Origin of the sequence: Motiliproteus coralliicola, from assembly GCF_003345655.1 — a bacterium.
GTDB lineage: Bacteria > Pseudomonadota > Gammaproteobacteria > Pseudomonadales > Balneatricaceae > Motiliproteus > Motiliproteus coralliicola.
On the sequence record NZ_QQOH01000001.1, the window covers coordinates 926144 to 938724 of the forward strand.

General features: G+C 49.1%; 11 protein-coding genes. 3 read left to right on the forward strand and 8 right to left on the reverse strand.

What is annotated here, in order from left to right:
- Window position 1 precedes the first annotated feature (1 nt).
- Together DV711_RS04140 and DV711_RS04145 are read right to left on the reverse strand one after the other, a co-directional pair.
- Window positions 2-433 carry an ExbD/TolR family protein gene (locus DV711_RS04140; RefSeq protein WP_114694370.1) on the reverse strand — a complete coding sequence of 144 codons (432 nt, stop codon included), beginning with the start codon at window positions 431-433 and terminating at the stop codon, window positions 2-4.
- Complete coding sequence (locus DV711_RS04145) at window positions 430-1062, reverse strand: MotA/TolQ/ExbB proton channel family protein (protein ID WP_114694371.1); 633 nt, start codon at window positions 1060-1062, stop codon at window positions 430-432. The genes DV711_RS04140 and DV711_RS04145 overlap by 4 nt, the downstream gene beginning before the upstream one ends.
- A 310-nt stretch (window positions 1063-1372) precedes the next feature.
- On the opposite strand from DV711_RS04145, the gene DV711_RS04150 reads away from it, so the two are divergent.
- The 3 genes from DV711_RS04150 to DV711_RS04165 all read left to right on the forward strand — a co-directional run bounded on the left by DV711_RS04150 (window position 1373) and on the right by DV711_RS04165 (window position 4305).
- Window positions 1373-2047: a hypothetical protein gene (locus DV711_RS04150; protein WP_114694372.1), complete on the forward strand. Its 675-nt coding sequence runs from the start codon at window positions 1373-1375 to the stop codon at window positions 2045-2047.
- Window positions 2048-2347: 300 nt separating this feature from the next.
- Window positions 2348-3217, forward strand: coding sequence for an HprK-related kinase A (locus tag DV711_RS04160; protein ID WP_114694374.1), 870 nt, complete (start codon window positions 2348-2350; stop codon window positions 3215-3217).
- Window positions 3214-4305: a nucleotidyltransferase domain-containing protein gene (locus DV711_RS04165; RefSeq protein WP_114694375.1), complete on the forward strand. Its 1092-nt coding sequence runs from the start codon at window positions 3214-3216 to the stop codon at window positions 4303-4305. The genes DV711_RS04160 and DV711_RS04165 overlap by 4 nt, the downstream gene beginning before the upstream one ends.
- A 24-nt stretch (window positions 4306-4329) precedes the next feature.
- Here the strand turns inward: DV711_RS04165 and prsR are convergent, their stop codons facing one another.
- The 6 genes from prsR to DV711_RS04195 all read right to left on the reverse strand — a co-directional run bounded on the left by prsR (window position 4330) and on the right by DV711_RS04195 (window position 11884).
- Window positions 4330-5721: a PEP-CTERM-box response regulator transcription factor gene (prsR, locus tag DV711_RS04170; protein WP_114694376.1), complete on the reverse strand. Its 1392-nt coding sequence runs from the start codon at window positions 5719-5721 to the stop codon at window positions 4330-4332.
- Entirely contained in the window at window positions 5699-7777 is a 2079-nt protein-coding gene (prsK, locus tag DV711_RS04175; RefSeq protein ID WP_114694377.1) for an XrtA/PEP-CTERM system histidine kinase PrsK, read from the reverse strand. The genes prsR and prsK overlap by 23 nt, the downstream gene beginning before the upstream one ends.
- 72 nt (window positions 7778-7849) lie before the next feature.
- Window positions 7850-8662: a S1 family peptidase gene (locus tag DV711_RS04180; protein WP_243633724.1), complete on the reverse strand. Its 813-nt coding sequence runs from the start codon at window positions 8660-8662 to the stop codon at window positions 7850-7852.
- 95 nt (window positions 8663-8757) lie between these two features.
- Window positions 8758-9552, reverse strand: coding sequence for a GAF domain-containing protein (locus DV711_RS04185; RefSeq protein WP_114694378.1), 795 nt, complete (start codon window positions 9550-9552; stop codon window positions 8758-8760).
- Window positions 9553-9802: 250 nt separating this feature from the next.
- Window positions 9803-10549: a PEP-CTERM/exosortase system-associated acyltransferase gene (locus DV711_RS04190; protein WP_114694379.1), complete on the reverse strand. Its 747-nt coding sequence runs from the start codon at window positions 10547-10549 to the stop codon at window positions 9803-9805.
- 312 nt (window positions 10550-10861) lie between these two features.
- A complete protein-coding gene (locus DV711_RS04195; RefSeq protein WP_114694380.1) occupies window positions 10862-11884 on the reverse strand; it encodes a PEP-CTERM sorting domain-containing protein in 1023 nt (340 codons plus the stop codon).
- Window positions 11885-12581 lie beyond the last annotated feature (697 nt).

Genomic DNA, 12581 nt, shown 5'->3' on the forward strand with positions numbered 1-12581 from the left:
GTCAGCGGCTCTCTGACTCACGCGAAGGGTTGCGCGTAGTGATGCTCAGTTCAACAAAACCAAGCTGCCCGGCGGCATCCATCGCAGTGACCACCGCCTGATGCGGAGCCTGGGCATCGGCACTGATCATCACCGGCAGCTCCTTCTTGTTTCTGGCCGCCTGGGTAATCGCCCGCTTCAATGTATCCAGCTGCGTATTGACCAGCGGCTGTTCGTTGACACTGAACTGACCATCGGCGGTGATCGCGATATCGATCACCAACAGCTCGGCATCAACCGGCTCGGCACTGGCCTGGGGCAGATCGATTTTAAGATGAGTTTCCTTGGTGAACGTGGTCGACACCATAAAGAAGATCAACAGCAGAAAAACCACGTCGATCAACGGCGTCAGGTTGACATTGACCTCTTCGGTCAACTGACGTTTAAACTTCATCCCTGAGCCCGTTCAAAATCGACTTCGCGATCGCCGTGGATCACCTCCACCAGCTTTACCGCCTCCTGCTCCATCTCAACCACCAGAAAATCGACCCGGCGCACAAAATAGCGATGCATAACCAGCGCAGGTATCGCCACCGTCAGACCGGCAGCCGTGGTTATCAGCGCCTCGGAGATCCCTCCAGCAAGGACATTGGCATTACCGGTTCCCTGGATCATGATCTCACTGAAGACCTTGATCATTCCGACGACGGTGCCGAGCAATCCAAGTAGCGGGGTTACCGCCGCAATGGTTCCGAGCGGATTCAGAAAGCGCTCCAGCTCATGCACCACTTTGGCGGCGGTCTCTTCGATGCTCTCTTTCATTACTTCGCGGCCATGCTTGGAGTTGTTCAGGCCGCTCACCAGAATCTGCCCCAGCGCTGAACCCGCTCGGATCTGAGCCAGACGATCTTTATTCAGCTGGTTTTTTTGCACCAGTTTCCAGACATCGGCAACCAGGTGCTTAGGCGCAACCCGCACCGATCGCAGACTCCAGAAACGCTCAGCAACGATAGCCAAGGCTCCGATCGAGCACAGCAGGATCGGCAACATTAACCAACCGCCAGATTTCACCAGCTCTAACACTTTCAACTCCTTATGGTGATCGCAATCGGCAGCTAATGTAACACAGTTGTCCAGAGTGCCAAGGCGCTACGACTGAAGTAACAAAGACACAACCCTGCCGAGCGATGCTAGAATCAAACCATGCGCTCTGCCAAAGTGGGATAAAAGGAACAATCCCTAATAGATTAATCGCAATAATCGATGTCTGTTTTTTTTACACAGACAAAACAGCAGAGTTTTATTGGCAACAAAAACAAACAGTTAGAAACAACCATCATTAGGCCCGCTATTTGCATGACAACAAATAGCACTTATTCTCTGGATCGTTACGATGGACAAAAGATCAACGGACAAATCTGATCAGGCAGTAGACCTCGAAAAGTCATCCAAACGGAAACTGGTCAAAGGAATTGCCGCCGCGCCGGTCATCATGGCACTGGGCCACCGCCCTGCTTTTGGACAAATCTGCACGCTGTCGGGTTTTGGATCGATACAGGCGGGCACCCATATCTCGCATCACCCCAACTACGAAACGACCCCTTGCAATACCTACAGTCACGGCGGCTGGAAGACCGTGCTCGCTGGAGATCCAGATTGGAACGTAATCGCCCCGATAACCCCCTTTACTCCCTTCAGCCAAGCATTAGCGGGTGGCAGACCCCCGAAGCTTAAGAAAAGCCTTACCTATTGGAGCGAAGGGATTAAGGACAGCACTTACCAGGAGCTAGCCAACTACTTCTTGGGTGGCGCGACCTACACGCCGGACAATTCAGACCCCATTTTGCTAGAAGTTCTAACCAACGGGAAAGTCCTGAGCCGGGAGATCTGCAACGCGTTTCTTAATGCCAGCTTTGCCGCAGCGTCTGGCATCCCTTATTTCACCCCGCTCCAAATTATTCAGCTATGGAACACTGGGCAAGCGGTGACCAGCAGTGGCGAGCTCATTCCACAAACCCCGTTAACCGATGCAGAGCTCGAAGCCTTGCTCAAAGAGACCTACCACTAAATGCTGCACTCAGAGGAGCCCAGCACCTGGGCTCCAATCCCGCTTAGCGATTATTGCGCCGTTGTGTTTGATCAACAGACCTGCATCTACTTGACCAAACCCAAAACCACCCTGCTTCTGGAAGGCCTTGATACCAAGATCTTTCACACGCTGACGAAACAAGGCCCCCTTTCTTTGGAGCAACTTGCGGAATCGCTAGAATCTGCACAGCTCGAAACTCTGTCCCAGGCACTGGAAAGACTGCTAAACTTCGGCTTATTGCGCCACCAAAATGGATAGCTAACTTCCGAAGGGACCCCCTTGCCAAGTCATATTGATTACTTTCAGGCCGGGCGCTTTCGAATCAGCCTGGAGTCAAATATCCCCCACCTTAGGGAACAGGCGCGCCTACTGTATCCAGACTTTCAACAGCCCCCTTACCCTTTCAGCGACTTTCATATCCAGATCAAGGGCCATCGCAGCCTGGGCTCACTGTTTCGCAAAGAGGCTCGCTTCACCTTTGCCGAGCGCTGTTTTTTCACCCCGCTAGCCTACGAGCACGCTTTCCCGTTAATGGAGTGGGGCTTGAACTGGTGCATCACCAACCACCTGAACCACTTTGTCATCATTCACGGCGCGGTCTTGGCCCGCGAAGATGCCGCCTTGGTCCTGCCAGGCAGCCCGGGCTCCGGGAAGAGCACCCTTTGCGCCGCACTCTGTTTCCGCCCTGGCTGGCGACTGCTTTCGGATGAGCTAACGCTATACGCCCCCGACACGAAGGATATTCATTCCAACCCCCGCCCGATCGCCTTGAAAAACGGCTCGATCGACGTGATTAAAAAACGGCATCCGCAGCTAGATTTCACCCACCCGATCGAAGACACCCATAAAGGCACCATCAGTTACCTCAAGGCACCCCAGCACTGCTTTGACCTGCTCGATCGACCCGCAAAACCCAGCCGGTTGATTTTTCCCAAATTCGACCCCAACACCCAGGACTGCCAACTACTGCCTTTGCCAAAAGGCTCCGCCATGATTCGGTTGGCCGAGCAGACGTTTAACTATGGCGTGCTTGGGCTAAAGGCCTTCGAAGCCCTTAATCAATTTGTCCGACGTTGCGAGTGTTATGAGCTCACTTATGACGGCGATCTTGATACAGCCAGCCAACAGATTGAGGCCCTGATGCCATGAACACTCTGTTTGTGCTCCAGCGAGTATTGATCGACCCCAACACTGCCGTAGAACTGGATGCTGAGCAGTGGGATCTGCTGATCCAACAAGGCTACTGCAGTGGTCTACTGGCCCGCATCGCTAACGTGCTGGACCACACGTCCGCTACCATTCCCGAACCTGCTTCGATCCATCTAAGCTCGGCAAAGCAAAAGGCCCGAGCCCACGCCGATGATGTCAGAATAGAGATCAAAGCCATCTGCAAAGCGCTAAAACCTGCAGGTATCACCCCAGTATTTTTGAAAGGTGCCGCCTATATCATCAACGCCGATAATGCCGCCAGCGGGCGCTATTTCAGCGATGTCGATATCTTCATCCCAAAATCTCTGCTGGCAACCGGTGAACAGTTCCTCAAGTGGCAAGGTTGGCAGCCGGAGGCGCTGGACGAATACGATGAGCACTACTACCGCGAGTGGATGCATGAAATTCCGGCACTGATTCACCAAACTCGTGGCACAGCGCTGGACGTGCACCACAACCTGCTGCCGCTGATCGGCAGAATTCGCCTCGACAGCCGCTTGCTGAAAGAGTCACTGACCGATGGCCAGCTAACCCTTAACCCTGAAGACCGACTGATACACTCCGCCACACACCTGTTCTGCTCGGGTGAGTTTGACAGTGCTTTCAGAGATCTGTCTGACCTGGACCTGATGATTCGCGAATTTGGCCGCCAGGGAGAGTCGTTTTGGCGCAAGCTGGTGGAGAGAACCGAGCAGATGGGCTTAGGGCGGCTGCTGTTCTATGCGCTACGGTATTGTCGCCACTACCTTGATTCACCGATACCGGAGTCGATCAGCAGCAGAATGGAAAATCACAGCCCTAACCGCCTAGCGCTCCGGGCGATGGACTGGCTATTCCTGCGCGCCCTGCCCCCGCATCACAGCTCCAGCAGTCCTCGTTTCAACAACATCGCCTGCACACTACTATTGATACGCTCGCACTGGCTGAAGATGCCTCTGAGCACCCTACTACCGCACCTGTTCCGTAAAGGCGTACTAAATCCAATTCGCAATCGGGATAAAACTCTGGAAGCGGTTGACGGGGTCTGAATCAGGCCCCGTCGGCAGGCCCGGCTAACCCTCTGTCGAGTCAGCGGTGTTTTCGGATGAAACCTGGATCTGATGCTTGCTCAATAGCGAGTAAAGCGTGGGACGGGTCACCCCGAGCATTTCGGATGCTCGTGAAATGTTGTTGTCGGCATGGACCAACGCCCGCAACACTACTCGCCGCTCTGCCTCTTCACGCGCCTGTTTCAGATTAAACGGCAGCTCTTCGGCAGTCTCCGGAGCCGTCAGCCCCAGATCCACCTCGGTAACCTGCTGGCCATCGGCCATAATCACCGCCCGTTTAACCCGGTTCTCCAACTCACGGATGTTTCCAGGCCAGCGGAAGGCCGCGATTGCCTGACAGGCCTTATCGGTAAAGCCTCGCAACTGACGCCCCTGAGCCGACGCAAAGCGATCCAGCAGCACCCGTGCGATAACGACCGCATCGCCGGGACGCTCCCTTAAGGGTGGGATATTGATGGTGATCTCGCTCAGACGGTAAAACAGGTCCTCGCGAAAGCTACCTTCCACAATCATCTGCTCAAGATTTTGATGGGTGGCGCTTAGAATCCGAACATCAACAGGAATCTCCTCTCTGCCACCGATCCGCTCGACCGTTTTCTCCTGAAGAAAACGCAGCAATTTGGCCTGAAGCTGCAGCGGCATATCACCGATCTCATCGAGGAACAGGGTTCCGCCATTGGCGGTTTCAATCTTTCCTGGGGTTTGCTTGGCTGCGCCGGTGAAAGCCCCCTTTTCGTAGCCAAACAGCTCACTCTCTAGCAGGTTTTCAGGGATGGAAGCACAGTTGATGGCGACAAAACGGCCTTCGTTACGATCGCTGAGACCATGAATCGCCCGAGCGACAACCTCCTTACCGGTACCACTTTCCCCAAGCACCATGGCACTGATGTCTGCCGGTGCCACCCGCTCTACCATCTTGCAGACTTCACGCATCTCATCTGAAGCGGCGATCAGACCATCCAGCGGCGTAGCCGAGGCTGCCAGGCGTCGATTTTCACTTTCCAGATGAGCGAGCTTAAAGGCACGATCAACAATCAGGCCAAGCACATCCGGATCCATCGGTTTTTGGTAGAAGTCGTAAGCTCCCATACCAACAGCTTTAACGGCATTGGATTGATCATCGTTGCCCGTGACAACAATCACTTTGGTCTGCGGCGCGAGCGCCAAAATCTGCTCTAAAATGCCTAAGCCGATCGTGGCGTTAGCCGGATCCGGTGGCAAACCGAGATCCAGGGTTACCACCTCAGGCTCATAACGGCGCAATGCACTGATCGCCGAGTTTTCATCCTCAGCAAAAACCAACTGATATTGGTCGAAACACCATTTCAGCTGTTTTTGCAATCCAAGATCATCCTCTACAACCAGTAGGACTTTACGCTCCTTGCTCTGACTCACTTAACTCTCGCTGATCCTGTTCTTGAAAGAGCGGCAGCAGAATACTCATACTGGTCCCCTGCTGTGGCTCACTATCAACTTCTAAACGGCCGTCATTCGCGTTGATAAACTGTTTGGCCTCGTACACACCGATACCCATGCCGGCACTACCTTTGGTAGTATCGAAAGGCTTAAACAAACGATCGCGGACAAACTCACGATCCATCCCGCAACCGTTGTCACGCACCTTTAACACAGCCATAGAGCCTTGTTTTTCTATGGATATTGAAACCTCTCCCGAATCCTGAGTCGCATCCTGAGCATTCTGAACCAGATGACAGAGCACGTCAGTAAAACGCTCCGATTCGACCCTAACCCTAACACCGCTTTGATACTCGGTGATAGTAGGAAAAGGCAGATTGGCAGCTTGCCGCTGAACCACGGTTTCCGCCACCCGATGCAGATCAACCACATCGTTATTAACCAGCACCTGGGTCTGTTTGCGCAACTGACTCAGCAAGCGGTTCATCCTGCCAACCGCGTTGCCCAGAGTATCCATGGCATCGTCGATAAATTCAGGGTTGTGACGGTGCTTCTGGGCATTTTTTTCGACCAATGCCAGCTGCGCCACGATATTTTTCAGATCATGGACAATAAAAGCCGACAGCTGATTAAAGGCCTCAAACTGGCGCGCCTCAGATAATGACTCACTGGTCCGCTTTAGCTCGATCATCGCAGCCAGCTGGCTAGCCAAAGCTTTCAGCAGATCAAAATCCTCCCAGTTGACCGGATGCTCGGCACGGGGTTGGGCCAGCCCAGCAATACCGACTAAGCGCCCCTGATGAAGCAACGGTACCAGCAACCAGAAGTCCTTCTCCAGCAATTCCTGGCGAATCTCGATGCGATTGTAAAGGTCCGGCTGATCGCAGTACTCGTTCAAGTTGACGACCCAGCCGGTCTTCTCGACAAATTCAAGCAACTGCTGGTCGGTCAAAGGACTCAACACTTCGTTACAGTCGATATTGGAGCTAAACTCTGCCCGAAAATGCTCACCCTCACTGATCCAGAGCACCCCACCATTACTATCGAGTGGTTCGGTAATCCCGAGTAGGAGTTCCTGATAGTAACGGACATCCATCGGCAGCGAAGCAAAACGGGCATTGGCCTGCATCCACTCATCCCGATAATCGTACTTGTAACTGAGAAAGTGTTTATTGAGCCAAACTGTCACCAGCGAACGAAATCGTCCTGAACTGACCAACAATACAAACAGTGTCAACGCAGCTACCAAAAATATAATCTGGACGGCGTTTCCCATTCCACCGCCAAACCATTTTAAGTAATAGCCGACCAAACTCATCACTAACAAATAAAGGCCAGATAGCAAAAAGGTTGCGGAAAAAAATACCGCCTGGCGTGAAACTCTTAATTCACGATTCCAATCTCTAGTTCTTGAAACAGAAATAGCGATCATAGGCGCTGCCATGGCAGCTACATAGCCACGCGCCTGCCAAAACTCAGGATCAATACGATTAAATAGAAGTGCTTCCGAATAAAGCAAGAAGTCATAGCCAAACATCATATATATGCTGACCAGGAGAAATTTAACTGGCCATCGCTGACCTGAAGGGATATTACGAAACCACTGCTCAGCAACTACTAACAATGCGATAATTAATACTAAAGGCCCAAAATATCTTACTGAAACATTCAGATTAGATATATAATGGAACCCAACAACCTCTCCTAGGTTGAAAAGCATCATTGCCAAAGAAAAAAACAGTAATACCCAAGGGGTTTTTAATGACCAAAAGTCCTGACCGCCCCGACAAAAGTCGACTAACTTTAATAGGAATAATAGCCAAGCGGTATTACGAAGAATCTCGAGGAAAACAATATCGGCTGTATCAGGGCCGGCTACAGATGAAGCAAAACCCAAATAACCTGCCCAAAGAACTGTTGTGAATAAAGCTAGCTGAATCCAAATACCAAGTAAACGCTCCCTCCAGATAGCCAGACACAGAATAAATACTGTTAAAAAAACCACAGCTGAGATATGAAAACCAAAAAACACCACCTAACTAACCACCTTTTAAAAAACCGAGATGATATGCCTTTTTATATAATAAAAATCAAATAATTATAATCACTAATTACTATCTTTTTTAAGCAAGCGTTTCAACAAGATATTTAGATACTCAATAGGTATCGCATAACTTATTCCACTAGGAGAGCTCAATATATCTTCCTTGGTAGATTTGACATAAACTTGATTTAGAATACCAATAACTTCTCCCGTTTCCATATTGTACAAAGGGCTTCCACTATTACCCGGATAGGAAATCGCATCCAATTGATAGGTGGTAATAGGTTCCCTTAAACGACGAATCTTACGGGCATTTAGCCCTGCAGAGGAAGGGGAAGGAATAGCCATAGGAGTAATACTAGCAATCATCCCCCTATGGGTTACGGGATAGAGCCCTAGCACGGATCCGATAGGAAAGCCTGTAAAAGCGTATACCTCGCCTTCCCTGACTTCAGCACCTGACGAAAGAGTTAATGCAGGAAACTTACGACTGATTTTTAATATAGCAAGGTCATGGTTGCGGTCTATTATGGAAATTGAGGCCTGATACATACGCGTTGCCTTTCCACTTCCGGCAAAGACTGCCAAGCGCTCTCTATTGTTACTATCAAGCTCAACATTCACCACATGGGCATTGGTGACGACATAACTACCATCCCCCACCACAAAGCCAGTCCCCAAAAAACGAGAAGGGGGACGCCTGGTAGGCTGATAGGTGCCAACCCCCAAAATCGAAGGTTTTATCTTCGAGAGGGTATTGGGTAATCCGGAAGACCAACTCAACTGATTCAGCCCCATCATGGACAGAGCCAAAAAAAATACTAGTCGAAATTTTCTTTCGAAGTAATATCGAAACATCCCAAGTTCCTCAGTCATACAACTGCACGTTCTGACTTATCTCCTTCTAGATCTATTAATTAGTAACCTTTTAAAAACAAGACCATAAATTGAGCTTTTTTATAAAACACCAACTATTTAGAAGCACTACTTCCACTCTCAGAGATATCAGAACTTAATAGCGATATAATTTCAGTTGCCGATTTGACAATATGATCAGACGAGAATCCAGCATTTCTCATTTCAATAAAAAAACTCTTAGCAAGAACCTTTGCCATTTTGTCACCATTATTAGCAATTTGCATAACCGTATGGCTAGGGTTCATTTGAATTTCTCGGGATAAAGCCAACTGAATGAAATTTGACTGCAACAAACTATTAAGCTGCAGCACCTGTATTGATTTACTAACCAATAAGGCAACAATAGTCACAGCCTCTAGATCGTCATGCCCTAAGGTTCTCCCATCCATAGGAGTACTAACGTTTAAAACCCCTACGACTTTATCTTTAATCAACAAAGGACAGGAAATGAACCCACCATCACCCGATTCAGAAGGCCTGCGAGCCGCAACAGCAAAAGGCGAATCAAAAATCTCAGAAACAACTAATGCTTCACCAGAACCAACAACTTTACCCGAGATACTTCGATCCATATCTACCGGCTCGTCGTAAGCCTCTTCAGGTAAACAACCATGATGAGCCAAAACACGCAACCTAGGTGAAGCCTTATCTTCTTCTCCATTTAGAAGCATTATGGAACAATTACTGACTCTTAATAGGTGAGACACCATTCCTGTTAGCTCGCGAAGACTAGCCTCCAAACTATCTTGTTGCTCTAAATAGCTAGAAAGCCCGACCAATTCAGTTATAAAACCAGTCACTTCGAATTCCTTCGGTATTTTTTTTTCAACGTTACTTGAGTATTCCATACCAAATCCTTATCTAATAGACATATCTGCTACTTAAAATTAATATCACCACCAATCACTTCCAGCTGTCGAAAAATAAAACAGCAAGATATCTAGTTTTAAAGATGCACCCTATCACTAACCAAAACATAAAAAGATATCAATATAGAAAACCAGTAATTTTTAATTTCTTAATAGATTACTAAAATAAAACAAATGATTTTTACTTTTGATATCTAGCAGTCATATAATATATAAAACACAACCTATATTAATCCAAACCTAACTGAGGTTTAAGCTGCCCCTTAAGCTCCTCGTATAGCCCCCTAACCCCAGGTTTCATATTATTAAGCAATATATCCCGTGTAATGTAAAAAGGCGCTCTCAAACCATGGTATTCAATCGCCTCACCTGCTGCTCTCCACATGATACCCAACCGAGAAACCCGACGAGCAAGGCGAGGCTCCATCATAACCATCGAATACTCATGCTTTTTTAGCTCAAAGATAGCCGCAACCCCCAAATACAGACTAACCGTGATATAAGGGAAATTGCGCAACTCAGCATCCGTAAACAAGACATCAACACCTTCTGTCGTAAAAGGAACCGATTGCTCTCCAGATCGCCGACGAAAATGTTTGGATACAGCAAGTCTAGATACTTCACACCTTTTTTTGTCGCGTAACGCCTTTAGGTCAAAAATATCGCGATCAAATGCATGGCCGGCAAATTTCTCTAGCGGTAGTTGCTCAACTGCTGAGGATACAGACGGCTGCACCAAACGAACCGTACCTACATTTAATCCGCTGGATTTGTGAACCAGCAACAAATGATCAGAATAGGCATCGAACTCATCAAATTCCATTTTCTCAGGATATTGACTCTTGTCTTCAAAAGCCAACTCCTCGCAGTAAACATCATAACGCACCCTATACGCTTGTTGACGCAACTCTTCAGTATCAGCTAGTTTTAACGAAAAATACTGAGTGAAGTGATCTGTCAGCTGCTGCTCATTCATAGTCCTCACCAAACATACTACAAGAAAACCAAGCACTTCCTGGCTTGGCTGACATTTACCTACTTATTTGTAACACATGCTCTCGACAACTAAATATAAGCATAGTTGAAAACAATAGCCACTGAATCGGGCATCCTTTCGAAGGCAATCCGTCACATCAAAGCAAAACACCCGAGCAGTATTATAAGTACAAAGCATTTTCTCAAAGATAACTCAGGAGAAGACAACTTTATTAAATATACCCGCGGGTCACGCATAAAAAAGCCCCCTCTAAGAGGGGGCCTTAATACTCTGCAGTGTTTCTTTGGCTCTTTAGCTGCGTCGACGCCGCAAAGAAGCACCTACACCCAGCAAGCCGACTGCCAGCAGTGCTACGCTAGCCGGCTCGGGAATGGCCTGCTTAGTGAAGTCGAAGTCACTGGTAGCAAACCACTCACTGCCGCCGGTTGTAAATCCTTCACCACCGCCGAGGATACTACCCTGGGCAATGAAATCGACTGCGCCATTGGTGACGCCAGCACCACTTCCGCAGAACGGAAAACAACTCTGCGAATCTTCAACCAACTCTCTACCGGTACCGTTAAACAGGATACTAAGCCCTGCATTTACGCTACCGAATGAGAAAGCCGGGTTGGAGACATCAACAATGTTGGTATCCGCCTGCGCGTTGAAGGCGACCCAGAATTCATCGCCATCGACAAGTCCTTGGGTACCGCCCTCAAAACCATCGACCTGCCACAGGTCGCCGTCTGATGCCTGGGCCACACAACCTGCCAGCGTGGTGCAAGAGGTGGAGTCTGCTAAGACGCTACCCGCAGAAATATCCAAATTAGGAGTGTCGTCTAACCAGAAGGCCACCATCGCCCCTGCGTACGTCGTACTAATGGTTCCCAAACCAATATCGGCGAAATCACCAGGGGTAAAGATCATATCGTTGGCGATACCGCCACCATCCAGATCAGCAAAGCCTGCCAGGGTGATAACAGAAATCGCAGTCAGCTCTTGAGGCGCAATATCAACACCGCCAGCGGTATTCACTTCCGCCACCGCGACGAGCGATTCACCTACTTCAAGGATGCCGTCTCCATCATCGTTAATTAGAAAATCAACGTTATCGTCCTCGAAAAGCGTAGTACCAGTATTCCAATTAATATCCGCCGACGCCGGACTGGCCGCAACCGCTAGGCCTAATCCAATTGCAGCAGCAAGAGGCTTGATGCTGTCAGTCTTAAGCTGTTTCATATTTATTCTCCAACGTGAGATCACTGCAGGGTAAATTTGTTCTTCCACCAACAATAAAGCAGAATGCATGCCAGAAAATAAATTATTTTTCATACTGCTGTTTTTAAACAGCTTTTTTAAAACTTAAGAAAATAGCCGCTCAACTTGGCGGTCGTTGTGTAAGAAAAAGTGACACCCAGCGACAGCCTCTTCGCCCCTGTAACAGGCGATTGAACAAAAATCACCCGCAGTCTGGCAGAGCTGAAACAGACCTGTTTCTGATTATTCCTTACTGTGTATATGCCGGCTTTTCAGCATACAGATAGGCTGACCCTAGGCTCTAAGCACCTGATAGACAGGGGCAACGATCAGCCACCTCAATGTTTCAGCAGGCCAGGTTGGCATGCCTTGTAGTGAAGCCGAGCTGGCATTTTATGCTCCGGCAGCAATGCTCGACCTTGGCTCGGTGTTTTATTGATGGGAAGGTTGCTTTTTCAGCGCTCTGACCGTAGCGGGCAATTGAGCAATAAGCCAATCCAGCTTATTTCGACTGAACGCTGGTCTACTCGCTGTCAGCGAAGGAAAGCTGATGATCCATGGATGTTTCTGCCCTCATCAAAGAGCGGTTATCTTAGAGTGCATCAGCACATACGGCCCATGGAACAGCAATGTTCGTAGATAGGTATCAGTTCGCTTGGTGAGCGTGCCTGCCAGGTTTATCCTGCTGTCGATTCTGCCTCGGCACCGATAGCGTATTTCCCTGGCAATCGCATCCGAAACGGGGGTTTCAGCGCTGCCTTTGCCATCCTCT